Consider the following 23,532-nt stretch of genomic DNA (forward strand, 5'->3'; position numbering starts at 1 on the left):
ATCTATCTTCCCAACCACGGCAGTGGGTTAACCGCCTGTCCCTGACGACGGATTTCGAAATAGAGCGACGGCGTTCCCTGGCCGCCGCTGGTGCCGACCAGAGCGATCGGCTGGCCGGCGCGCACCTGCGCCCCGACGTTGACCAACGCGCTTTGGTTGTAGCCGTACACGCTCATGTCGCCTTTACCGTGTTCGACCACCACCATCAGGCCATAGCCTTGCAGCCAGTCGGCCAGCAGCACGCGGCCATCGGCGACGGCTTTCACTTCGCTGCCTTCGCGGGCTTCGATCACCATGCCTTTCCAGCGTAGCTCGCCCTGCTGCTGTTCGCCAAAGCCGTGCAGCGTGCGGCCGCGCACCGGCCACATCAGCTGGCCGGCCGGACGACCGAGGCCGCCGGTTCGCGCCATCAGCGAGCGATCGGCTTCGCTAGGTTTGTAGGTCGTGCCGGTTTTCTTCGCCTGCTGCTCCTTGATGCGCACCTGTTCGCGCACCTTGGCCGCTTCACGCGCTTCGCGTTCGGCGCGCGCACGGGCTTCGCGCTCCGCCCGAGCGATCTTGTCGCGCATGCGGGCTTCGTTCTGGCGCAGTTCCACCAGGCGTTGTTGATCTTTTTCCAGCGAGGCTTCCAGCGCGGTCAGCGTTTTCTTGCGGGCGCCGCGCGCCTGCTCCAGCTTTTGCTGCTGCGTCTGTTGCTCGCCCAGTAAGGATTTTTGCTGGCCCTGTTTGGCCACCAGCGTGGTTTTTTGCTTCGCCAGCTCGGCGCGGGTCTGCTTCAGCTCTTCGATGGTTTTCTGACGCGCTTCGTTCAGATAGCCGAAATAGGCCAGAATACGTTCGCTGCGCTGGCTTTCTTCACCGCTGAGGATCAGCTGCACGGCGCTGTGCTGCCCTTGCCGGAAGGCGGCATCGAGCTGTTTGGCGAGGAGGTTCTGTTGGGCCGATTGCTGCTTTTGCAGTTTGGCTATCGAGGCGTTCAGGCCGGAAATGTCTTTGCCCAGCTGGGTGAGCGTGCCCTGGGTGTCGCGCAACTGGCGGCTGGCTTGGGCGATGTTTTTTTCCTGCTGACGCAGCTGATCCTGCAGCGAGCTGCGCTGCTGTTGCTGCTGCTTCACCGCTTTTTCTTTCTCGGCGATGCTCTGCTGGATGTCTTTCAGCTGGGATTTATTGTCTTCCGCCGCCTGGCCGGCGAGCGGCAACAGCAAGACGCCAGCGCAAAATACGCTGGCGCACATGGCGGTGAACATCCTTGGCGCGGTGCGTTCAGGCAGCGGTCGGCTGCCTGCGTTTGCGCTTCGGGTTACCCTTGATAGTGCAAAAAACGCCTTCTCCCTCATGGAGAAGGATTATTCCACGATGAACAGCGGCTTACCAGTCATCTCTTGCGGGATTTCCATTCCCATCAGCGTTAACAGGGTTGGCGCGATGTCCGAAAGCTTGCCGCCTTCGACCGCCCGCGCCGGTTTGCCGACGTAAATCAATGGCACCGGCAGGCTGGTGTGGGCGGTGTGCGCCTGGCCGGTGGCCGGATCGCGCATCTGCTCGGCGTTGCCGTGATCGGCGGTGATCAGTAGCTGGCCGTCGACGTCGCGCACCGCATCAACCACCTGGGCGATGCAGGCGTCCAACGTCTCCACCGCTTTGACCGCCGCTTCATAAACGCCGGTATGCCCCACCATGTCGCCGTTCGGGTAGTTGCAGATAATGGCATCGTATTTGCCGCTGCGGATGGCGCTCAGCAGCTTGTCGGTCAGCTCGGCGGCGCTCATCTCCGGCTGCAGATCGTAGGTGGCGACCTTCGGTGAGTTGACCAGCACGCGGTCTTCGCCCTTGAACGGCGCTTCCACGCCGCCGTTATAGAAGAAGGTGACGTGGGCGTATTTTTCGGTTTCCGAGATGCGCAGCTGGGTTTTGTCGTGCTTCATCAGCCATTCGCCGAAGGTGTTGGCCAGCGACGCCGGCGGATAGGCGCAGGCGGTCGCGATGTCGGCGGCGTATTCGGTCAGCATCACGAAATCGCCGAACTGCACCTGTTTGGCGCGTGGGAAACCGTCGAAATCCGCGTTCACGAAGGCGCGGGTGATCTGGCGCGCGCGGTCGGCGCGGAAGTTCATGAAGATCAACGCGTCGCCGTCCTGCATCGCGGCATCGGCCTCACCGGCGGCGCGGATCACGGTCGGTCTGACGAACTCGTCGTTTTCACCGCGCTGATAAGCGGCCTGCAGGCCGGCGATCGCATCCTCGGCCACGGAGTCGCCTTTGGCTGCGGTCAGCAGGTCATAGGCCAGCTGCACGCGATCCCAGCGGTTGTCGCGGTCCATCGCGTAGTAGCGGCCGATCAGCGAGGCGATGCGCCCGACGCCCAACGCGGCGAAGGCGTCACGGCAGCGTTGCAGCGGGGCTTCGGCGCTGCGCGGCGGCGTGTCGCGCCCGTCGAGGAAGGCATGCAGATAAACGGCTTTGGCGCCGCGTTGTGCAGCCAGCTTGATCATGGCCAGGATGTGCTCGTCGTGGCTGTGCACGCCGCCCGGCGACAGCAGGCCCATGATATGCACCGCCTTGCCGGCCGCTACGGCCTTATCGACGGCGGCGGTCAGCACCGGGTTGGCGAAGAAGTCGCCGTCGGCGATCGCTTTGTCCAGCCGGGTCAGATCCTGGTACACGATGCGGCCGGCGCCCAGGTTGACGTGGCCGACTTCAGAGTTGCCCATTTGCCCATCGGGCAGGCCGACATCCAGCCCGGAAGCGGCGATCAGCGTATGCGGCTGCTCTCGCCACAGGCGATCCATCACCGGAGTGCCGGCGTTCAGGATCGCGTTGTCCTGCCGCTCTTCACGATGGCCGTAACCGTCCAGGATCACCAGTACCATCGGTTTTTTTTTGCTCGACATTGCATTGACCTCTTATGAACTTTTTAAGCTGCGAATAGCCATGCGCCCGCCGCAGGCATGGCTATTCGCCCTCGAAAAACCGGCTGATTTTACACCGCCGGCGGCGATAAATAGCCCAAAGAGATCAAGGTTGCGGCGAATCGCGCGGGCTTTTATGCTCTGACGTCGGGAATTTCTCAGCGCAGCCCGCAGTTTCTACAATCGCGCTTGCTTATTGGCTGTATTTGCCGCACTCGGCAGGTATACTCTGGAACCTTGACTTATTTATCCCTTAACTGACGGGAGTTGTTACACCCCATGCTGCAAGAAATTATGCCATTCGTAAGCAGACACCCTATTCTGAGCCTGGCTTGGATCGCTCTGCTGGTCGCCGTGATCGTCATGACCTTCAAAAGCCGTTTCTCCAAGGTTAAAGAGATCGCCCGCGGTGAAGCTATTCGCCTGATCAACAAAGAAGAAGCCGTGGTGGTCGACACCCGCAGCCGCGACGATTTCCGCCGTGGTCACCTGGCCAACGCCATCAACCTGACCGCCAGCGAAATCAAAAACGGCAGCCTGGGCGAGCTGGAAAAACACAAAGCGCAGCCGATCATCGTCGTGTGCGCCAACGGCACCGCCTCCCGCGAGCCGGCGGAGAACCTGAGCAAGGCCGGTTTTGAAAAGGTGACTATGCTGAAAGACGGCATTTCCGGCTGGAGCGGAGAAAACCTGCCGCTGGTGCGCGGTAAGTAACCGTTTAACCTATTTGAGGTGGCAATCCATGGCTAACATTGATATCTACACCAAAGCGACCTGTCCGTTCTGCCATCGCGCCAAGGCGCTGTTGAACAGCAAGGGCTCGGCGTTTAACGAGATCGCCATCGACGGCGATAACGCCAAGCGCGAAGTGATGATCGAGCGCAGCGGGCGCACCACGGTGCCGCAGATTTTCATCGACGGCCGGCATATCGGCGGCTGCGATGATTTATATGAACTCGATGCTCGCGGCGGCCTGGATCCGCTGCTTTAAGCAGCTTGCCGGTTCACCGAGTGTCAATAAGGACGTTTAACCAAGGGTATTACTCACATGTCAGAACAAAACAGCACCGAAATGGCTTTCCAGATCCAACGTATTTATACCAAGGACATCTCCTTCGAAGCGCCGAATGCGCCGCAGGTTTTCCAGCAGGAATGGCAGCCGGAAGTTAAACTTGATCTGGATACCGCGTCCAGCCAGCTGGCTGACGAAGTGTATGAAGTGGTACTGCGCGTAACCGTGACGGCGAGCCTGGGCGAAGAAACTGCGTTCCTGTGCGAAGTGCAACAGGCGGGCATCTTCTCGGTAGCAGGCATCGAAGGCACGCAGCTGGCGCATTGCCTGGGTGCATACTGCCCGAACATTCTGTTCCCGTATGCGCGCGAGTGCATCACCAGCCTGGTTTCCCGCGGCACATTCCCGCAGCTGAACCTGGCACCGGTCAACTTTGACGCGCTGTTCATGAACTATCTGCAGCAGCAGGCGGAAGGCGAAGGTGCCGCACCACATCAGGATGCCTGATGAACACCGTCAATGCTTCAATGACTGTCATCGGTGCCGGCTCGTACGGCACCGCATTGGCCATTACGCTGGCGCGTAACGGCCACTCCGTGGTGCTGTGGGGGCACAACCCCGCGCAAATTCAAACGTTGCAGCAAGATCGCTGCAATCAGGCGTTTCTGCCCGACGTTCCCTTCCCCGATACCCTGCTGCTTGAAGCCGATTTGGCGCGTGCGCTGGCGGCCAGCCGCGACGTGCTGGTGGTGGTGCCGAGCCACGTGTTCGGCGACGTGCTGCGCCAGCTGAAGCCGCATCTGCGCCCGGACGCCCGCATCGTGTGGGCCACCAAGGGGCTGGAAGCGGAAACCGGCCGGTTGCTGCAGGACGTGGCGCGTGAGGCGTTGGGCGAGACGATCCCGCTGGCGGTGCTCTCCGGGCCGACGTTCGCCAAAGAGCTGGCCGCCGGCCTGCCGACGGCGATCGCGCTGGCGGCGACCGATGCGCAGTTCGCCGACGATCTGCAACAGCTGCTGCACTGCGGCAAGAGCTTCCGCGTCTATAGCAATCCCGACTTCATCGGCGTGCAGCTTGGCGGCGCGGTGAAGAACGTGATCGCCATCGGCGCCGGCATGTCCGACGGCATCGGTTTCGGCGCTAACGCCCGCACCGCGTTGATTACACGCGGGCTGGCGGAAATGAGCCGTCTGGGTTCTGCGCTGGGCGCCGATCCTTCGACGTTCATGGGCATGGCGGGGCTGGGGGATCTGGTGCTAACCTGCACGGACAACCAATCGCGCAACCGCCGCTTCGGTATTATGCTGGGGCAGGGCAAAGGCGTACAGGAAGCGCAGGACAGCATCGGCCAGGTGGTCGAGGGCTATCGCAATACCAAAGAGGTGTTGGCGCTGGCGCAGCGGCACGGCGTGGAAATGCCGATCACCGAACAGATTTATCAGGTGCTTTACTGCCATAAAGACGCCCGCGAAGCGGCGCTGAGCCTGCTGGGGCGAGCCCGAAAGGACGAAAAACCCAGCGCGTGACATAAAACGATATGCCGGGGCAGCGTGCTGACCCCGCAAATGACCTGGGCCGCTTCGCGCTACCGTGCGAAGCGGCCCGTTTGGCAAGGCAGAGGGGAATGTGATGTCGTCAGAAGAGTTGGAGCAGGTCTGGAACAGCATTAAATCAGAAGCGCGAGCACTGGCTGATTGTGAACCGATGCTGGCCAGCTTTTTCCATGCGACGTTGCTCAAGCACGAGAATCTGGGCAGCGCGCTCAGCTATATGCTGGCCAACAAGCTGGCGACGCCGATCATGCCCGCCATCGCGGTGCGCGAGGTGGTGGAAGAGGCCTACAAGTCCGACAACCAGATGATCGTTTCGGCGGCGCGCGATATCCTTGCGGTGCGGCTGCGCGACCCGGCGGTCGATAAATACTCCACGCCGCTGCTTTACCTGAAAGGGTTCCATGCGCTGCAGGCTTACCGTATCGGTCACTGGCTGTGGCAGCAAGGGCGGCAAGCGCTGGCTATCTACCTGCAAAATCAAATTTCCGTTGCCTTCGGCGTGGACATCCACCCGGCGGCGACCATCGGCTGCGGCATCATGCTCGACCACGCCACCGGCATCGTGATCGGTGAAACGGCGGTGGTGGAGAACAACGTCTCTATCCTGCAGTCGGTCACCCTGGGCGGTACCGGTAAAACCAGCGGCGACCGTCACCCGAAAATTCGCGAAGGGGTGATGATTGGCGCCGGCGCCAAAATTCTCGGCAATATCGAAGTGGGCAAGGGCGCGAAGATCGGCGCGGGTTCGGTGGTCTTGCAGGCGATACCGCCGCACACCACCGCCGCCGGCGTGCCGGCGCGCATCGTCGGGCGTCCGGAGAGCGATACGCCGTCGATGGATATGGACCAATACTTCAACGGCACCAATCACGGCTTTGAGTACGGCGACGGCATTTGAGTGCCGTCTGCGCAGCCATTCAGGGGGAGCTTCGGCTCCCCCTGTGTTTTTCAGGCGGCGGTCAGCCCTGCTTCGGGAAGTTGGTGATATCGGTAACGATGTCGTCGATCGCCGCCTTGACGTCATCCGCCGTGACCGGCGTGCTGTCGTTGTTGACGGTTTTGCCGTAAGCCTTGCGTACCACTTCCATCACCGTTTTACCGGTATCCTGGTCGATCAGCTCGCCTTCGATATACAGCGCGGTATTTTGCGTCCGGTGCCCGGTAGCCGCCATGGTGCTGGCAACGACCGCCGCGACCGGTACCACCTCATAGAACTTCATGTCTTCGTTTTCGGCGGAAACGGCGGTGATGGCGAGTTTGGCTACCAACACACGTGAGCCTGCCGGGCTGGGCAGAATGGTGAAGCGGTTCTGCAACGCGGCTTTAATCCGCTGGGTCGCATACGCCTTGATTTTGTTCAGCGTGTCCTGGCTGACGCGCGTGGTCGGTTTTTCCGCCGGGAAATAGACCACCGGTTGGAAATAGAGGCCGCGGTAGTTGGATTCCTTGTAGTTTGGATCTATCCAGCGCAGCGTTTTATGGCCGCTTGGCGAGGTGGTTTCCTGCAGTTTGCTGTAATCGGACAAGAAGCCCGAATATTGAGACGTTTGGGTGACTTTGGACGAACAGCCCGCCAGCAACAGGCCCGCTGCCAGAACCGCCATGGCAACGCTCAAGCGTTGTTTCTTCATATGGTTTCCTAGATGAGTGGTGATTACCCTTACAAAACATAGCGCATTATCTGTGCCTCATCGGGCATTTTCGGGGCCTGGCGTGCCCTGCCGCGGCCTTTTTTCAGGATCGTGATGCGCCGCCGGTTTCCGCCGCCAGCGCCGGTGATAAGGCGGCGAGTAGGGTATCCGCTCTGGCCAGCGCCTGGCGTTGCTCAACTTGCCATAGGGGCAACAACGGCCAGAGATCCGCCTGATGCTCGGCCTGCAGGCACCAGACCTCCCGATCGTGCCAGTCGCCGAGGGCGTTTTGCGCCGCTTTGAGGCACGCCGTCGCTTCGGGAGAGAGGGGAAGGCGTTGCGGATAGGCTTCGGCGGCGTAACGCAGGCGTTTTATCAACAGCCGCAGACGGTGGCGATCGTAGCCGGTATCGGCCAATGCCCGGCGCAGTTGCCGTTGCTGGCGTTGCAGGCGTCGGTTTAGGCGGTATTTGGCGGTGCGTCGCGCGGTGCGGCGGAAGCGGCGCGGCCAGGCGTGCAACAGCGAGGGAAAGTCGATGAGCTGCGGATGGGTGAGCAGTTGACGGCAGCGAGCCTGAAGATCGCTCCGGCGCACGTTGGCCTGCCAATCGAGGCGATGGCGTGCCAGTTCGGCGATCAGCACCTCGAGATCGCGCAGCGGCGTCGTGAGCTGCCCTAACTCGGCGGCGGCCCGATCGAGCCGCGTTGCACCGGGGCAGCCGCGCAACGGGCGCAGCAGGCTGCGAATGCGGCGCAGACAGACGCGCAGGTCGTGCAGCGCTTCGCTGTCTTGCGCCTGCTGCAGCCGCAGCAGCGCCTCGTTCAGCGCCGTCTCGAGGCGGCGAAGCTGGGTGACAATATCCTCGATGAAAGCCATGTGCCGTTCCTGGAGAGAACATCGCAGCGATGATGCTTCCAGTATGGCGCGTCGTCGCGGATTATGCCTTGATCAGCGCGCCGGCATAGTCCAGCTGCCGCCAGGCCTCATACACTACCACCGATACGGCATTCGACAGGTTCATGCTGCGGCTTTGCGCCTGCATCGGGATGCGGATTTTTTGCTGCGCAGGCAGCGCATCGAGGATGTCGGCGGGCAACCCGCGCGTTTCCGGGCCGAACAGCAGGTAGTCGCCGGCCTGATAGCTGACGGCGCTGTGCGCCGGCGTGCCTTTGGTGGTCAGGGCAAACAGCCGCTGTGGGTTTTCGGCGGCGAGAAAGGCGGCGTAATCGGCATGGCGACTGACGCGGGTGAACTCATGGTAGTCCAACCCGGCGCGGCGCAGGCGCTTGTCGTCCCACGGGAATCCCAGCGGTTCGATCAGGTGCAGGTTAAAGCCGGTATTGGCACACAGGCGGATGATATTGCCGGTGTTGGGTGGAATTTCGGGTTCAAATAAAACGATGTTCAGCATGTTGCAGGCCCCTCGTGAACGAGGGGCGCAGGATAGCAAACTCTTACTGTTCTGTCTTAGTCGACAAACGTTGATGATGCAGCGGTAGCCACAGCACCAACCTCAGGCCGCCAAGCGGGCTGTCTTCGGCCTTCACCCAGCCGCGATGCTGGTTGACCGCCGCTTCGACGATCGCCAGGCCGAGGCCGGTGCCGCCGGATTCGCGGTCGCGCGCTTCATCGGTGCGGTAGAACGGACGGAAGATCTGCTCGCGGTCTTCGGCACTGACGCCGGGGCCGTCGTCGTCAACCTGGATGGTCACGCCCTGATTGTCGGCGCTGAACGCCACGGCAATGCGGGTGTGCGAATAACGCAGGGCGTTGCGCACGATGTTTTCCAACGCGCTGTCCAGCGCACTCGCGTTGCCGAACAGCGTCCAAGGGCCGGGCGGCGCGGTGATCTCCAACTGCTTGCCCATCTGTTCCGCTTCGAAACGAGCATTGTCCAGCACGTCGGCCCACAGGTCGTTGGCCTTCAGCTGCTCGCGCGCCAGCTCGCCTTTTTGCTGCCCGCGCGACAGCGCCAGCAGATCGTTGATCATCGAATCCAGCCGCTGCGCTTCGGTTTCGATGCGCGCCAGCTCGTGGCCTTCACCATGGCGGCGGCGCATCAGCGCGGTGGCCAGCTGCAGGCGCGTCAGCGGCGTGCGCAGCTCGTGCGAGATGTCCGAGATCAGCCGTTGCTGCGCGTTCATCATGCGCTCCAGCGCGCTGACCATCTGGTTGAAGCTGGCGCCGGTGGCCAGAAACTCCTGCGGGCCGGCTTCCAGTTCCGGATGCTGCTTCAGGTTGCCACGCGCCACGTCATCGGCGGCGTTCTTCAGCTTGCGCGCCGGTTTCGCCAGGCTCCAGGCCAGCCACAGCAGCAGCGGGGCGCTGATCAGCATGGTGACGATCAGCAGCAGCAGCGGCCGGTCGAACATCAGGTTGATGAAATCGGATTGCGGGCTGTTGGCGGGGCGGATCAGGTACAGCTGGTAGTTGTCTTCGCCGTCGCGTACCGCGAACGGCCCGACCAGCTCGACGCGGCCGTACTTTTTCTTCTTCGGATGATCTGAATTATCGGATTGGCCGATGAAGTTGCGGACGATCTGCATTTCATTGCGCTGCGCGCCGATCACCCGGCCTTCGCTGGTGACCAGCAGCAGGCGTTGGCCCGGTGGCGCCCATTTGTCGATGGCGCGGAACAGGCGGCGCCACCACATCAGATCGTTGGCCGGATCGTTTTGCAACTCGGCCTCGACGTGCTGTTCCAGCATCAACCCCTGCCGCTGCTCGCTGTCGAGCAGCGAGGTCATTTGGCGGGAGTCGAGCTTGGGCACCATCAGCACCAGCATTAGCACCAGGGCTAACGTGAACCAGAAAATGGCGAAGATGCGTGCCGTCAAACTGTTGATCATGTTGCAGATACCATCAAATAACCCCGCCCACGCAGGGTTTTGAACCACGGATGCCCGTCTTTGCGATCCGGCAGCTTACGCCGCAGGTTGGAAATGTGCATGTCGATGGCGCGATCGAACGGGGTCAGGCGTTTGCCCAGCACTTCCTGGCTCAGCAGTTCGCGCGACACAACCTGGCCGAGATGCTGCGCCAGCAGGTAAAGCAGGGTGAATTCGGTGCCGGTCAGATCCAGTACCTGGCCGTCGAAGCTGGCCTCCTGGCGGCCGGGGTTGAGCTGCAGGCCATCGACGTCCAGCGTCGGGGCGCCGCTGTCGACCTGCTGCTGCTGTTCGCTCCAGTTGGAACGGCGCAGAATGGCGCGAATGCGCGCGACCAGTTCGCGATCGTTGAAGGGTTTCGGCAGATAATCATCGGCGCCCAGCTCTAGGCCCAGCACGCGGTCCAGTTCGCTGCCGCGCGCGGTCAGCATGATGACCGGCGTCTGGTGATGTTGGCGCAGTTCTTTCAGCGTATCGATGCCGTTTTTCTTCGGCATCATGATGTCGAGCAGCAGCAGATCGACGGAGCTGTCCAGCAGCGACAACGCCTGCTCGCCATCGTGCGCGACGACGATATTAAAACCTTCCATTTCAAGCAGTTCTTTTAACAGCGAGGTTAACTCGCGGTCGTCGTCAACTAACAGAATCTTGTTCATTATGATTTACCTCCAGACGCAAAATACGTCATCAACTGTTGCCATTCCATGACTTTACGTAGTTTTACATGCACTGACGCAGGTTTTCAGGTGTAGCGGTACACTGCTCCTCGTTGATTCGCAAAGTGAGAAAGCTTGAGGAGTTGAAATGCGTAAGGTGACCGCATTAGTTATGGCATCACTGCTGGCAATTGGTTCGACCGCTGCCTTCGCTGCCGACACTATACCGGACACAGCCCAACCTCCCGGCAACGACGCGATGACCCGAATACCCGGCCAGCACCATATGTTCGACGGTGTCAGCCTCAGCGAACAGCAGCGCCAGCAAATGCGCGATTTGATGCGCCAGGCCCGGCACGATCTGCCTGGTGTCAATGTAGCTGAAATGGAAGCCATGCATAAACTGGTGACCGCAGAGAAATTTGACGAAGCCGCCGTGTATGCCCAGGCGGAAAAGATGGCCCAACAGCAGGTCAAGCGCCAGGTCGAAATGGCCCGGGTGCGCAACCAAATGTATAACCTGCTGACGCCAGAGCAAAAAAGTGTTTTAGACCAGAAACATCAGCAGCGTATGCAGCAGATGGAGCAACAAATTTCTGGTTTGCAACAAGCTTCTGCCCAGAAGTGAAGTACGACTGAGTAGTCCCCTGTTTTTCCTTGCCATAGACACCATCCCTGTCTTCCCCGCCATGATGGCGGGGTTTTTTTTATCCGACATTTCGCTATATTGAGCGCCATACCTTTTGACCGGGATCCCTTAATGGAACAGCGCTATGCTCGCCTGGTAAAGTCCGCTGCGTTGGCCGCTACCGTGCTGGCGTCATCGCTGCTGTTGATCAAGATCGTCGCCTGGTACCACACCGGTTCGGTCAGCCTGCTGGCGGCGCTGGTGGATTCGTTGGTCGATATCGCCGCCTCGTTGACCAACCTTCTGGTGGTGCGCTATTCGCTGCAGCCGGCCGATGCCGAGCATACCTTTGGCCACGGCAAAGCGGAGTCGCTGGCGGCGCTGGCGCAAAGCATGTTTATTTCCGGCTCCGCCCTGTTTCTGTTCCTCACCGGCTTCCAGCATCTGTATGCGCCGCAAACGCTGCGCGATCCCGGCGTCGGGGTCGTCGTGACGGTGATCGCGCTGATCAGCACCCTGATTCTGGTCACCTACCAACGTTGGGTGGTCAGAAAAACCCGTAGTCAGGCCGTGCGCGCGGATATGCTGCATTATCAGTCAGATGTCATGATGAATGGTGCTATTCTTATCGCTCTTGGGCTAAGCTGGTACGGCTTCCGGCGGGCGGACGCGTTGTTCGCGCTGGGCATCGGCGTTTACATCCTGTATAGCGCGCTGCGCATGGGCTACGAAGCGGTGCAGTCGCTGTTGGATCGGGCGTTGCCAGATGACGAACGCCAGGCGATTGTCGAGGTGGTTTCTTCCTGGCCCGGGGTGAAAGGCGCGCACGATCTGCGCACGCGGCAGTCGGGGCCGACGCGCTTTATCCAGCTGCATCTGGAGATGGAAGATACGCTGCCGCTGCGCGAGGCGCACCGGTTGGCCGACCAGGTGGAACAGGCGCTGCGGCACCGTTTTGCGGGGGCGGACGTCATTATTCACCTGGATCCGTGCTCCGTGCCGCCGCCGGGTAGGCAGGGGCATTGGGAGCTATAATCAGATAGAGGCACAGATCGAAGTTTTATCATGAATATCTGAGTTAGCTCAGCGTGCCATGCGGTGTTTTTACCGTTATATTGCGTGACTTGAATCAATTCAGCTGGGTGTTTTTGATATAATATCCAGCAATAAGCCGTAAAGCTGGTTTTCTGCAGCCGGAGAGGTTTCAAGACGATCGGCGGAGACAGAATTCTTAAGAAATTGCATCTACACAGTTCAGAGGTAGTCATGATCAAGAAAATCGGTGTACTGACGAGCGGCGGTGATTCGCCGGGTATGAACGCTGCAATCCGCGGCGTTGTGCGTTCTGCGCTTTCAGAAGGTCTGGAAGTTTTTGGTATTTACGATGGCTACCTTGGCTTGTACGAAGATCGCATGGAGCAGCTGGACCGCTATAGCGTGTCCGACATGATCAACCGCGGCGGCACCTTCCTCGGCTCGGCCCGCTTCCCGGAGTTCAGGGATGAAAACGTGCGCGCCAAGGCGATTGAAAACCTGAAGAATCGCGGCATCGACGCGCTGGTGGTGATCGGCGGCGACGGTTCCTACATGGGCGCCAAACGCCTGACGGAAGAAGGCTTCCCGTGCATCGGTCTGCCGGGCACCATCGATAACGACGTTGCCGGCACCGACTACACCATCGGTTACTTCACCGCGCTGGAAACCGTGGTGGAAGCGATCGACCGCCTGCGCGATACCTCCTCTTCGCACCAGCGTATCTCCATCGTGGAAGTGATGGGCCGTTACTGCGGCGATCTGACGCTGGCGGCGGCGATTGCCGGCGGTTGCGAATTCATCGTGCTGCCTGAAATCGAATTCAACCGCGAAGATCTGGTGTGCGAAATCAAGGCCGGTATCGCCAAGGGTAAAAAACACGCCATCGTGGCGATCACCGAGCACATCTGCGACATCGATGAGCTGGCGCGCCACATCGAGCAGGAAACCAAGCGTGAAACCCGCGCCACCGTGCTGGGCCACATTCAACGCGGCGGTTCGCCGGTTGCCTACGATCGCATCCTGGCCTCGCGCATGGGCGCCTACGCCATCGAGCTGCTGCTGCAGGGCTACGGTGGCCGCTGCGTCGGTATCCAGAACGAAAAAATGGTGCACCACGACATCATCGACGCGATCGAAAACATGAAGCGTCCGTTCAAGGGCGACTGGCTGGAAACGGCGAAAAAACTGTACTGATACGCCGCTCACCGCACGATAGAAAAGCCTCCGCTCGCGGGGGCTTTTTTATGCCCGTCGGCGATATATTCCGGAATCATCTATCCAAAAATTTTTTATTCTTTAATTGCCGGGAAAGTTTCTGGCAGGCTCTGATGCTAAATCAACCGATTGAGGTTGCGCTTAATTTTCTGGGAGAGCCTGTCGATGCGTAAATGGGGTGTAGGTCTGACATTGGTGCTGTTGGCGTCCGGCGCCATGGCGAAGGATATTCAATTGCTGAACGTGTCCTACGATCCGACGCGTGAGTTCTATCAGGCTTACAACACGGCATTCAGCAAGCACTATCAGGCGGAAACCGGCGACAAGGTGACGGTGCGCCAGTCGCATGGCGGCTCCGGCAAACAGGCGACTTCGGTGATCAACGGTATCGAGGCCGACGTGGTGACGCTGGCATTGGCCTATGACGTCGACGCCATCGCCGAACGCGGGCGTATCGAGAAAGACTGGATCAAACGCCTGCCGGACAACTCGGCGCCTTACACCTCGACCATCGTCTTCCTGGTGCGCAAAGGCAACCCGAAACAAATTCACGACTGGCCCGATTTGCTCAAGCCGGGCGTGTCGGTGATCACCCCGAACCCGAAAACCTCCGGCGGTGCCCGCTGGAACTACCTGGCCGCCTGGGGCTACGCGTTGCACCACAACAACAACGATAAGGCCAAGGCGCAGGAGTTCGTCAAAAACCTGTACAAGAACGTCGAAGTGCTGGATTCCGGCGCGCGCGGCTCGACCAACACCTTCGTTGAGCGCGGCATCGGCGACGTACTGATCGCCTGGGAAAACGAAGCGTTGCTGGCGGAGAAAGAGCTGGGCAAAGACAAGTTCGAGATTATCACCCCGAGTGAATCGATCCTGGCCGAACCGACGGTGTCGGTAGTGGATAAGGTGGTCGATAAACGCGGTACCCGCGATGTGGCGACCGCCTACCTGAAGTATCTGTATTCGCCGGAAGGGCAGACCATCGCGGCACAGCACTATTACCGTCCGCGCGATGCGGCGGCCAAGTTCGCCGGGCAGTTCCCACAGCTGAAGCTGTTCACCGTGGATGACACCTTCGGCGGCTGGACCGAAGCGCAGAAGGTGCACTTCGCCACCGGCGGCGTGTTCGATGAGATCAGCAAACGCTGATGCCGGCTGAGCGGCAATAAAAAACCCCGGCAAGCCGGGGTTTTTTTATGGCAAGCCTAAGGCAATCAGGCTTTTTTCGCTGCGGCAGCGGCTTTGACGATCACGGCGAAAGCGTCGGCTTTCAGCGAGGCGCCGCCAACCAGCGCGCCGTCGATGTCCGGCTGAGAGAACAGCTCTGCGGCGTTCTTGTCGTTCACCGAGCCGCCGTACTGGATGATGATTTCAGCGGCAACCGCGGCATCGTGTTTGGCGATGTGGTCACGGATAAATTTGTGCACGGCCTGCGCTTGCGCAGGGGTAGCGGACTTACCGGTACCGATGGCCCAGACCGGCTCATAGGCGATCACGGTGCCTTTCATCGCCGGTGCGCCCAGCGTTTTCAGCACGGCGTCGATCTGGCGCGCGCACACTTCTTCAGTTTTGCCCGCAGCGTTTTCCGCTTCGGTTTCACCGATGCACAGCACCGGGATCAGCCCGGCTTCTTTCAGCACGGCGAATTTCTCGGCGATGACTTCGTCGCTTTCTTTGTGGTAGGTGCGACGCTCGGAGTGGCCGATGATGATGTACTGGGCACCGACGTCTTTCAGCATGTTGGCGGAAACTTCACCGGTGAAGGCGCCGGACAGGTTAACGTCCACGTTCTGCGCGCCCAGCGCGATGCGGCTGCCGGCCAGCGCGTGCTTGGCCTGATCCAGATACATCACCGGCGGGGCGATGGCGACGCCACAGCCGTCAACGCTGCTCAGCTCATTGCGCAGGCCGGCGATCAGTTCGTTGACCATGTGGGTGCTGCCGTTAAGCTTCCAGTTACCCATAACTAATGGATGACGCATGTTTTTTTCCTCCAACTAGAAAACGCGAGAGTCGAAATGACAACTGCCGGACCGGCAGTTTACCTGCCCAACAGTATAGAGATCATTAAGCGCGAAGGCTTTGCTTTTCGTCATTAAATGCCGCGCCGTTACGGCTCGGAAAGCGCCAGCTTAATCGGTTCAACCGCGAAGGTTACGCCTTTATCGCCGTTGTCCGAGACGACATAGCGAATGGCGCCGACCTGCTGTTGGTAAAAGCGCGACCCTTTGCCTTTTTCCAGCAGGTTGTTCACCTTGTTCTGGCTCTGTTCCACCGTCAACGCCGGTTCGAACTGGCGCATCAGCGCCGCCATATAGCTGATGGCGATGGCACGCGCGGCTTTTTCTTCATTGGCCTGCTGCAGCGGCAGGTGAGTGATCTGCAACGTTTTGATTTTACCGGTGCCTTTCTCCAGCGCGGTGGAGGCGTACAGGTTTTCGTTGAGTTTGCTGGCGGCGCGCGTCAGCAGCGGCGAATCGTCTTCGGTGGCGGGAATGGCGCGGAATTCGCCAATCGGCAGCTTCGGGTTATCGCGGTTGTATTTTTCGCGGAATTTGACCACCGTCAGATCGAACGTCGGTGCCCCGGCCAGCAGGTAAGGTGCGGCGGGCGTCGCATCGGCGGGCGGCGGATCGGCCCAGGCGCTGGCGGCCACCTGCAGCAGGCAGGCGATGACGAGGGTTTTTCTCAGCATGGCGTATGGCATCAAGGACAAAGATGGCTCCGATTAAAGCGATAACCTGCGGGGCTTGTCAAAGATCCCACGCCATTATCGGTTCGCTGACGAGAAAGCTGTGCGGCGCACCGCGTTATGCGAGGCGGAAAACTCGGCCCGGCAGCGCCTATGTTACACTGCGGCGCAGAATATGGGCAGGCTTAGAGCGCAGGAATCGATGACGTTACAACAGTGGTGTTTTTCTTTTAGGGGCCGCATCGGGCGGCGCGACTTCTGGATTTGGATGGGGCTGTGGTTGGCGCTGATGGCGGCGGCGTTTACGCTGGCCAATTATCAGCTGGTCGCCATCCAATCCATCGCCTTCTTTATCGTGGCGCTGCTGTGGCCGACGGCGGCGGTGCTGGTCAAGCGCCTGCACGATCGCAACAAGGCCGGCTGGTGGGCGCTGCTGCTGATTCTGGCGTGGATGCTGGCGGCGGGGAACTGGCAGATGCTGGCGCCGATCTGGCAATGGGGCGTCGGGCGTTTCATTCCGACGCTGATTATCGTGATGATGATGATCGATCTGGGTGCCTTCGTCGGCACGCCGGGAGATAACCGGTTCGGCCCGGAAGCCGAACCGGTGAAGTTCCGCTGACCCTCGCCGGGTTACCAGTAGTGTTCGCTGGTGATGTGGCCCGGCTTGCGGCGCAGGTGCTTGCGCATCTGGCGGTGGTCTTTCAGCGTTTGCTGGGTATCCCGCACCATTTGCGGGTTGCCGCACAGCATCACGTGGCTGGTTTCGGCGTCGATAGTCAAACCGATCGCCGCTTCCAGCCGGCCGTCCTCGATCAGCGCCGGTACGCGGCCGGTCAATGAGCCTGGCGCCTCTTCGCGGCTGACGACGGTCTGGATGCGCAGCTTGCCGTTGTAGCGTTGCTGCAGTTGCTGCATCAGCGGCAGGTAGCTCAGGTCACGCGCAAAGCGCGCGGCGTGCACCAGCACCAGGTTGTTGAAGCGCTCCAGGCCGGCGCCCTGCTGCAGAATCGATAAATAGGGGCCGATGGCGGTGCCGGTCGCCAGCATCCATAGCGTATCGCAGTCGGGCACCTCGTCCAGCACGAAGAAGCCGGCCGCTTCTTTGGTTACCATCACGTCCGAGCCCGGCTGCAGCTGGCTGAGGCGCGGGCTCAGTTTGCCTTCCGGCACGGTGACCAGATAGAACTCCAGATTGGCGTCGTCGGGGGCATTGACGTAGGAGTAGGCGCGTTGCACCCGTTCGCCGTCGATCTCCAGCGCCAGCTTGGCAAATTGCCCGGCGGTGAAAGGATCGATGGGGGCATTGACCACCAGGCTGAGCAGCCCGTCGGTCCATTGTTTTACCTGCGTAACCTTGCCGTTTACCCATTCAGCCATACTCTAAAGCTCCCGTGGTCGAATCAAATAAGCACAATGTCGTGAGCCGGAAATGGCGTGCGCGGTGCGCTCTACCCGGTAGTCGTTGCCGAACAGGCGGTGAAACAGCTGCAGCTCGGAATTGCACAGGCTGCTGCAGCTGGAACCGGCCACGCCAATCGGGCAGTGGTTTTCCACCAACAGCGCGCCGTGCGGGTGGTCGAACAATTCGGCCATGTAACCGTCGTGTTGCCTCAGGCGCACCAGGCGGGCTAACCGGTCCTGATGGCTGCGCTCGGCGGACAGCTCTTCGGCATAACGCAGATAAAGCTGCTCTTCGCGCGCGCTGAGCAACGGTTCCACCCCGGCGCCGCCAAACAGCTGCAGCGCGGATGCCCGCAGCCGCTCCTGATCGGCGGCGGCAAAGGCGTGCCCTCGCTCGGTCAGTGACCAGTAGCGCGTCGGGCGGCCGACCTTGCTGCGCGCTTCTTCGTAACAAACCAACTCACGTTTTTCCAGGGATTGCAGATGTTGTCGGATGCCCATCGGCGTGATGTCCAGACGCTCTGCCAGCATTTTGGCCGAGTGCGGGCCGAGAGCCTTTAACTGCAATAAAATCAGCTCAGGTGTTTTCATGAACCAAATCCCTATGGTGTTATTTTATTTCAAGTTGATGAAAAGAATTATCGATTAAATGCTAAAGCGCGGCTACTGCAAGGGCGCTATTTTTAACTCCAAAGCGTTAGGCGTACAGTTTAATTTACGAGCCTGGTCGGGTTTGCTGCCAGTGTGACCTGGATCAATATCTGCCTGAAACTCGCTAAAAAAATCAGATTTGATTAGTTTATGCCGCCATAGAGGGCTGCTCGCCGTTCTGGCTGCTGCAACGGCCATACCGGGACGCTGTGACGAGTTGAAACGTTAACGAAGATAATGAGAAAACTAGAGAATTTTCACCTGCTGGTGATGCTTATCCTGTTGGTCGCCGTCGGCCAGATGGCGCAAACCATTTATGTTCCCGTGATTGCTGATATCGCCCACGATCTGTCGGTTCGCACCGGCGCCGTGCAACGGGTGATGGCGGCATATCTGCTGACCTACGGTTTCTCCCAGCTGATTTACGGGCCGATATCGGACCGTATCGGGCGTCGTCCGGTGATCCTGACCGGCATGATGATCTTCCTGGTCGGTGCGCTGGGCGCGCTGCTGTCCACCAACCTGACGATGCTGGTCGCCGCCAGCGCGATTCAGGGCATGGGCACCGGCGTGGCGGGCGTGATGGCGCGCACCATGCCGCGCGATCTGTATGCCGGCACCGCGCTGCGCTACGCCAACAGCCTGCTGAACATGGGGATTCTGGTTAGCCCGCTGTTGGCGCCGGTGATCGGCGGCGCATTGGCGATGGTGTTCGGCTGGCGCGCCTGTTACGCCTTCCTGCTGGCGCTGTGCGCCTGCGTCGCCTTCGCCATGTTTCGCTGGTTGCCGGAGACCCGCCCGGTGCAGACGGAAAAACGCCGCATGCTGGCCAGTTTTCGCCAGCTGCTGGGCGACAGCACCTTCAGCTGCTATCTGGTGATGCTGATCGGCGCGCTGGCGGGGATTGCGGTATTCGAGGCCAGCTGCGGCGTGTTGATGGGCGGCGTGTTGGGGCTGAGCGGTCTGACCGTCAGCATCCTGTTCATTCTGCCGATCCCGGCGGCGTTTTTCGGCGCCTGGTACGCTGGGCGCGACGGCAAGACCTTCCATACGCTGATGTGGCATTCGGTGATTAGCTGCCTGCTGGCGGGGGCGATGATGTGGATCCCGGGCTGGTTCGGCGTGATGAACATCTGGACGCTGATCGTGCCGGCCGCGCTGTTCTTCTTCGGCGCCGGCATGCTGTTCCCGCTGGCGACCACCGGGGCGATGGAGCCGTTCCCTTACCTGGCCGGCGCGGCGGGCGCGCTGGTGGGCGGCATGCAGAACATGGGATCGGGGCTCGCGACCTGGCTTTCTGCCATGCTGCCGCAAACCGGGCAGTTCAGCCTCGGATTGCTGATGTTCGCGATGGCGCTGCTGATCCTGCTGTGCTGGTGGCCGCTGTCCAACCGGATGCAACATCAGGGGCATACCGCATAACCCTCTTCCTGAACCGGCGCAGGCCTTAGTCTTGCAAGACGACTAAGGTCCTGCCGCCGGTTTGACCCAGGTTATTACTGCGCTGAGGCGATCGGCATACACTTTACCGACAGTATTTTTCCGGGTTATTCGCTATGTCATCACTGCAGTTCATTCAACGTGTTCCCGTCGGCTTCTTTGGGATGGTTCTGGGGGTTTTCGGCCTCGGCAGCGCCTGGCGATACGCCGCCACGCTCGGCTATGGGCCCGGCTGGCTGGGTGAGTCGCTCATCTTTCTCGGCAGTGCTATCTGGCTGGCGTTGGCGCTGATCTATCTCTGCCGCTGCCTGATTGACCCACGCGCGGTGCGTGACGAGTTTCGCAACAACACTCAGTTCAGTTTTATCAGCCTGCTTCCGGCAGGCGGCGTGTTGGTGTCCATCGGTCTGCACCCCTACAGCCTGCCGCTGGCGAATGGGCTGATGGTCGCGGGCTCCGTCGGCCAGCTCATCTTCTCGGCCTGGCGCTGTGCGCCGTTGTGGCGCGGCGAGTTCGCGTCGGAGGCCACGACGCCGGGATTCTACCTGCCGACGGTGGCCGCTAACTTTATCTGCGCGATGGCGTTTGGCACCGCCGGCCACCCTGATATCGGCATGATGTTTCTTGGCGCCGGTTTGATTTCATGGCTGACCCTCGAACCCGCCATCATCCACCGTCTGCGTACCAAAGCCGCGCTGCCGGCCGCCGCCCGCGGCGTTATCGGTATTCAGCTGGCTCCGGCTTTTGTCGCCTGCTACGCGTGGTTATGCGTCAATGGCAACGACTTCGATACGTTCGCCTTAATCCTGTTGGGCTACGGCCTGCTGCAGCTGTTTTTTATGTTCAGGTTGGTGCGTTGGTTTTTTGCCGGTGGCTTCAGCCCGGGCATGTGGGCTTTCTCGTTCGGCTTATCGGCGATGGCGAACGCGTCGCTGCGGTTGTTGCAGAGCCAGCGCGGGGCAGATATGCAAGTGCTGGCCTGGGGGCTGTTCGCGTTGGCTAACCTGCTGCTCATCGGCCTGATGGTGAAGACGCTGTGGCTGCTGTTGCGTGGGAAACTGCTGCCCGCCAAAACGCCGGTGGCGGGATGAACCCGCCCTCAGCGGCTGCTGGGGGCGGTCTCCTGTCGGCTTACAGCAAAAACTCGTGCAGCGCCGGGTCTTTGCGATCCAGATAGTGGGTCGAACGGATGCGGCGGATGGTGCGTGACTTGCCGCGGATCAGCAGGGTTTCGGTCGTGGCCATGTTGCCCTGGCGGCTGATGCCCTCCAGCAGATCGCCCTTGGTGATGCCGGTGGCGGAGAAGATCACGTTGTCGTTGCGCGCCATCTGGTCCATGCGCAGCACCTGACCGGCCTCGATACCCATTTCCCGGCAGCGCGCCAGCTCCTGTTCGCCGATGCGGCGGTTCTCGGCGCTGTCGCCTTTCACCTCATGGCGCGGCAGCAAACGCGCCTGCATGTCGCCGTCCAGCGCGCGGATCACCGCGGCTGAGATCACCCCTTCCGGCGCGCCGCCGATGCCATACATCACATCGACCTCGCTTTCCGGCATGCAGGTGAGAATGGAGGCCGCCACGTCGCCGTCAGGAATGGCGAACACCCGCACGCCCAGCTGTTGCATCTGCGCGATGACGCCGTCGTGGCGCGGTTTGGCCAAGACGATCACCGTCAGCTGCGACAGCGGTTTGCCCAGCTGTGCGGCGACGTTCTGCAGATTCTCCGCCAGCGGCAGGTCGAGATCGATGGCGCCGCGCGCCGCCGGGCCGACCACCAGCTTCTCCATGTACATGTCCGGTGCGTGCAGGAAGGTGCCGCGATCGCCCACCGCCAATACGGCCAACGCATTGGACTGGCCCATGGCGGTCATGCGGGTGCCTTCGATCGGATCGACCGCGATGTCGACCGCGTCGCCCTGGCCGGTGCCGACCTGTTCGCCGATATACAGCATCGGTGCTTCGTCGATCTCGCCTTCGCCGATCACGATGCGGCCATCGATATCCACTTTGTTGAGCATGATGCGCATGGCGTGGACCGCCGCACCGTCGGCGGCGTTCTTGTCGCCGCGTCCCAGCCATTTGTAGCCCGCCAGCGCGGCGGCTTCGGTAACGCGGGAAAATTCGATGGCTAATTCACGTTTCATGGCAAACCTGTCAGTGAGAAAGGGAAGAAAATATCGGCAAAGTCTATCACAGCGTGGTGGCGGCGGGGCGGAGCAAAAAAAAGCGCCGCCCGCAGGCAGCGCTTGTTGGAGAAACGGCAGCTTCGGGATTACTCGTGATCTTCCCATGCCTGAGCACGAGCCACCGCTTTTTTCCAGCCGCTGTAGCGGTAGTTGCGTTCGGTGGTTTCGATGCTTGGGCGGAATTCGCGCTCAATCACCGCTTTGCTCTTCACTTCATCCAGATCGTTCCAGTAGCCGATGGCCAGGCCTGCCAGGAACGCGGCACCCAGCGCCGTCGATTCACGCACTTCAGGACGCTCTACGCGGGTGCCGAGGATATCGGACTGGAACTGCATCAGGAAGTTGTTGGCGACCGCGCCGCCGTCCACGCGCAGCGATTGCAGGCGGGTGTTGGCGTCGGCCTGCATGGCGTCCAGCACGTCACGGGTCTGGAAGGCGATGGATTCCAGCGTGGCGCGGATGATGTGGTTGCTGTTGGCGCCACGGGTCAGGCCGAAGATGGCGCCGCGGGCATACGGATCCCAGTAAGGGGCGCCCAGGCCGGTGAAGGCCGGCACCACATAGACGCCGTTGCTGTCTTTCACCTTGGTGGCGAAGTATTCGGAGTCGGCGGCGTCGCTGATCAGTTTCAGCTCATCGCGTAACCACTGGATAGACGCACCGCCGATGAACACTGCGCCTTCCAGCGCATAGTTCACTTCGCCGCGCGGGCCGCAGGCGATGGTGGTCAGCAGGCCGTTTTTCGAGCGCACCGCTTCTTTGCCGGTGTTCATCAGCAGGAAGCAGCCGGTGCCGTAGGTGTTCTTCGCCATGCCCGGTTGAACGCACAGCTGGCCGTACAGCGCTGCCTGCTGGTCACCGGCGATACCGGCGATAGGAATACGCGTGCCGCCTTTACCGCCGATGTTGGTCTGGCCGTACACCTCGGAGGAAGGACGGACTTTCGGCAGCATGGCGCGCGGGATATCCAGCACTTCCAGCATGCGCTCATCCCAGTCCAGCTCGTGGATGTTGAACATCATGGTGCGTGAGGCGTTGGTGTAATCGGTAACGTGTACGCGCCCCTGGGTCATTTTCCACACCAGCCAGGTATCGACGGTGCCGAACAGCAGTTCGCCGCGCTTGGCGCGCTCGCGGGCGCCTTCGACGTTGTCCAGGATCCACTTCACCTTGGTGCCGGAGAAGTACGGGTCAACCACCAGGCCGGTGTTGTGACGGATGTACTCTTCCAGCCCGTCGCGCTTGAGCTTCTCGCAGATGTCGGCGGTGCGGCGGCACTGCCAGACGATGGCGTTGTAAATTGGCTTGCCGGTCTCTTTTTCCCAGACGATGGTGGTTTCGCGCTGGTTGGTGATGCCAATGCCGGCGATCTGATCGGAATTGATGTCGGCTTTCGCCAGCACTTCTACCAGCGTCGAGCTTTGCGACGCCCAGATCTCCATCGGGTCGTGCTCAACCCAGCCGGCCTTTGGATAGATCTGCGGGAATTCGCGCTGCGATACCGCAACGATGTTGGCGTCGTGATCGAGCACGACGGCGCGTGAGCTGGTGGTCCCTTGGTCGAGTGCGACAATGTATTTTTTTTCTACAGTCATGGTAATTATCCTGCTGTTGTTAACCGTGTAAAACTGCA

Annotated in this window: 25 protein-coding genes; 12 read left to right on the plus strand and 13 right to left on the minus strand. The window is 60.7% G+C overall.

All coding sequences use genetic code 11. The features are described from left to right. Window positions 1-2: 2 nt before the first annotated feature. Together envC and gpmM are read right to left on the minus strand one after the other, a co-directional pair. Window positions 3-1,337: a murein hydrolase activator EnvC gene (gene envC, locus GF111_RS13400; RefSeq protein WP_147191316.1), complete on the minus strand. Its 1,335-nt coding sequence runs from the start codon at window positions 1,335-1,337 to the stop codon at window positions 3-5. A gap of 9 nt (window positions 1,338-1,346) precedes the next feature. Next, window positions 1,347-2,891, minus strand: a complete 1,545-nt coding sequence (gpmM, locus tag GF111_RS13405) for a 2,3-bisphosphoglycerate-independent phosphoglycerate mutase (protein ID WP_048232194.1) — start codon at window positions 2,889-2,891, stop codon at window positions 1,347-1,349. 297 nt (window positions 2,892-3,188) lie between these two features. Here gpmM and GF111_RS13410 point away from each other — a divergent pair, with 297 nt between their 5' ends. The 5 genes from GF111_RS13410 (at window position 3,189) to cysE (ending at window position 6,372) form a co-directional block, all read left to right on the plus strand. Further along, window positions 3,189-3,623: a rhodanese-like domain-containing protein gene (locus GF111_RS13410; RefSeq protein ID WP_038872623.1), complete on the plus strand. Its 435-nt coding sequence runs from the start codon at window positions 3,189-3,191 to the stop codon at window positions 3,621-3,623. 28 nt (window positions 3,624-3,651) lie between these two features. Beyond that, window positions 3,652-3,900, plus strand: coding sequence for a glutaredoxin 3 (grxC, locus tag GF111_RS13415; RefSeq protein ID WP_110593639.1), 249 nt, complete (start codon window positions 3,652-3,654; stop codon window positions 3,898-3,900). Window positions 3,901-3,957: 57 nt separating this feature from the next. Next, on the plus strand, window positions 3,958-4,428 hold the full coding sequence (secB, locus tag GF111_RS13420; RefSeq protein ID WP_025304678.1) for a protein-export chaperone SecB: 471 nt from the start codon (window positions 3,958-3,960) through the stop codon (window positions 4,426-4,428). Further along, window positions 4,428-5,447 carry an NAD(P)H-dependent glycerol-3-phosphate dehydrogenase gene (gene gpsA, locus GF111_RS13425; protein WP_038872626.1) on the plus strand — a complete coding sequence of 340 codons (1,020 nt, stop codon included), beginning with the start codon at window positions 4,428-4,430 and terminating at the stop codon, window positions 5,445-5,447. The genes secB and gpsA overlap by 1 nt, the downstream gene beginning before the upstream one ends. Before the next feature lie 103 nt (window positions 5,448-5,550). After that, complete coding sequence (gene cysE, locus GF111_RS13430; protein ID WP_004931135.1) at window positions 5,551-6,372, plus strand: serine O-acetyltransferase; 822 nt, start codon at window positions 5,551-5,553, stop codon at window positions 6,370-6,372. A 61-nt stretch (window positions 6,373-6,433) separates the two neighbouring features. Here cysE and GF111_RS13435 read toward each other — a convergent pair whose 3' ends face one another. From GF111_RS13435 to cpxR, 5 genes are all read right to left on the minus strand, one after another. Continuing rightward, window positions 6,434-7,105, minus strand: coding sequence for a DUF3313 domain-containing protein (locus GF111_RS13435; protein ID WP_038872629.1), 672 nt, complete (start codon window positions 7,103-7,105; stop codon window positions 6,434-6,436). A 103-nt stretch (window positions 7,106-7,208) separates the two neighbouring features. Beyond that, on the minus strand, window positions 7,209-7,982 hold the full coding sequence (locus tag GF111_RS13440) for a CHAD domain-containing protein (protein ID WP_147190909.1): 774 nt from the start codon (window positions 7,980-7,982) through the stop codon (window positions 7,209-7,211). 61 nt (window positions 7,983-8,043) lie between these two features. Continuing rightward, window positions 8,044-8,517, minus strand: a complete 474-nt coding sequence (gene trmL, locus GF111_RS13445; protein WP_004931130.1) for a tRNA (uridine(34)/cytosine(34)/5-carboxymethylaminomethyluridine(34)-2'-O)-methyltransferase TrmL — start codon at window positions 8,515-8,517, stop codon at window positions 8,044-8,046. Window positions 8,518-8,560: 43 nt separating this feature from the next. Beyond that, the gene (gene cpxA / locus GF111_RS13450; protein WP_048232185.1) at window positions 8,561-9,955 is read right to left on the minus strand and encodes an envelope stress sensor histidine kinase CpxA; all 1,395 of its coding nucleotides are present in this window, start codon (window positions 9,953-9,955) and stop codon (window positions 8,561-8,563) included. Continuing rightward, window positions 9,952-10,650: an envelope stress response regulator transcription factor CpxR gene (gene cpxR / locus GF111_RS13455; RefSeq protein ID WP_004931124.1), complete on the minus strand. Its 699-nt coding sequence runs from the start codon at window positions 10,648-10,650 to the stop codon at window positions 9,952-9,954. Before cpxR ends, cpxA begins: the two co-directional genes overlap by 4 nt. Before the next feature lie 148 nt (window positions 10,651-10,798). Here cpxR and cpxP point away from each other — a divergent pair, with 148 nt between their 5' ends. From cpxP to GF111_RS13475, 4 genes are all read left to right on the plus strand, one after another. Next, window positions 10,799-11,278 (plus strand): cell-envelope stress modulator CpxP, encoded by a 480-nt coding sequence (gene cpxP / locus GF111_RS13460; protein ID WP_004931122.1) that lies wholly within the window; start codon window positions 10,799-10,801, stop codon window positions 11,276-11,278. Between the two features lie 132 nt (window positions 11,279-11,410). Beyond that, entirely contained in the window at window positions 11,411-12,313 is a 903-nt protein-coding gene (gene fieF, locus GF111_RS13465; RefSeq protein ID WP_147190911.1) for a CDF family cation-efflux transporter FieF, read from the plus strand. Window positions 12,314-12,544: 231 nt separating this feature from the next. Continuing rightward, the gene (pfkA, locus tag GF111_RS13470) at window positions 12,545-13,507 is read left to right on the plus strand and encodes a 6-phosphofructokinase (protein ID WP_004931116.1); all 963 of its coding nucleotides are present in this window, start codon (window positions 12,545-12,547) and stop codon (window positions 13,505-13,507) included. Between the two features lie 186 nt (window positions 13,508-13,693). Next, entirely contained in the window at window positions 13,694-14,677 is a 984-nt protein-coding gene (locus GF111_RS13475; protein WP_147190913.1) for a sulfate ABC transporter substrate-binding protein, read from the plus strand. 65 nt (window positions 14,678-14,742) lie between these two features. Here GF111_RS13475 and tpiA read toward each other — a convergent pair whose 3' ends face one another. Together tpiA and GF111_RS13485 are read right to left on the minus strand one after the other, a co-directional pair. Then, window positions 14,743-15,510, minus strand: coding sequence for a triose-phosphate isomerase (tpiA, locus tag GF111_RS13480; protein WP_004931113.1), 768 nt, complete (start codon window positions 15,508-15,510; stop codon window positions 14,743-14,745). 128 nt (window positions 15,511-15,638) lie between these two features. Beyond that, window positions 15,639-16,223: a DUF1454 family protein gene (locus GF111_RS13485; RefSeq protein WP_038872643.1), complete on the minus strand. Its 585-nt coding sequence runs from the start codon at window positions 16,221-16,223 to the stop codon at window positions 15,639-15,641. 199 nt (window positions 16,224-16,422) lie between these two features. On the opposite strand from GF111_RS13485, the gene GF111_RS13490 reads away from it, so the two are divergent. Beyond that, window positions 16,423-16,842: a DUF805 domain-containing protein gene (locus tag GF111_RS13490; protein WP_038872646.1), complete on the plus strand. Its 420-nt coding sequence runs from the start codon at window positions 16,423-16,425 to the stop codon at window positions 16,840-16,842. A gap of 11 nt (window positions 16,843-16,853) precedes the next feature. Here the strand turns inward: GF111_RS13490 and fpr are convergent, their stop codons facing one another. Together fpr and GF111_RS13500 are read right to left on the minus strand one after the other, a co-directional pair. Beyond that, window positions 16,854-17,600: a ferredoxin--NADP(+) reductase gene (gene fpr / locus GF111_RS13495; protein WP_038872649.1), complete on the minus strand. Its 747-nt coding sequence runs from the start codon at window positions 17,598-17,600 to the stop codon at window positions 16,854-16,856. 3 nt (window positions 17,601-17,603) lie between these two features. Beyond that, complete coding sequence (locus GF111_RS13500) at window positions 17,604-18,215, minus strand: metalloregulator ArsR/SmtB family transcription factor (protein WP_038872652.1); 612 nt, start codon at window positions 18,213-18,215, stop codon at window positions 17,604-17,606. 297 nt (window positions 18,216-18,512) lie between these two features. Here GF111_RS13500 and emrD point away from each other — a divergent pair, with 297 nt between their 5' ends. Continuing rightward, complete coding sequence (gene emrD, locus GF111_RS13505) at window positions 18,513-19,697, plus strand: multidrug efflux MFS transporter EmrD (RefSeq protein WP_004931102.1); 1,185 nt, start codon at window positions 18,513-18,515, stop codon at window positions 19,695-19,697. Between the two features lie 134 nt (window positions 19,698-19,831). Continuing rightward, window positions 19,832-20,806, plus strand: coding sequence for a dicarboxylate transporter/tellurite-resistance protein TehA (tehA, locus tag GF111_RS13510; protein WP_047729618.1), 975 nt, complete (start codon window positions 19,832-19,834; stop codon window positions 20,804-20,806). A gap of 40 nt (window positions 20,807-20,846) precedes the next feature. Here the strand turns inward: tehA and glpX are convergent, their stop codons facing one another. Next, window positions 20,847-21,857, minus strand: a complete 1,011-nt coding sequence (glpX, locus tag GF111_RS13515; protein WP_048232174.1) for a class II fructose-bisphosphatase — start codon at window positions 21,855-21,857, stop codon at window positions 20,847-20,849. A gap of 128 nt (window positions 21,858-21,985) precedes the next feature. Continuing rightward, window positions 21,986-23,494, minus strand: coding sequence for a glycerol kinase GlpK (glpK, locus tag GF111_RS13520; protein WP_038872661.1), 1,509 nt, complete (start codon window positions 23,492-23,494; stop codon window positions 21,986-21,988). Window positions 23,495-23,532: the final 38 nt, after the last annotated feature.

This window comes from Serratia sp. HRI (assembly GCF_010119335.3).
Classification (GTDB): Bacteria; Pseudomonadota; Gammaproteobacteria; order Enterobacterales; family Enterobacteriaceae; genus Serratia; species Serratia nevei.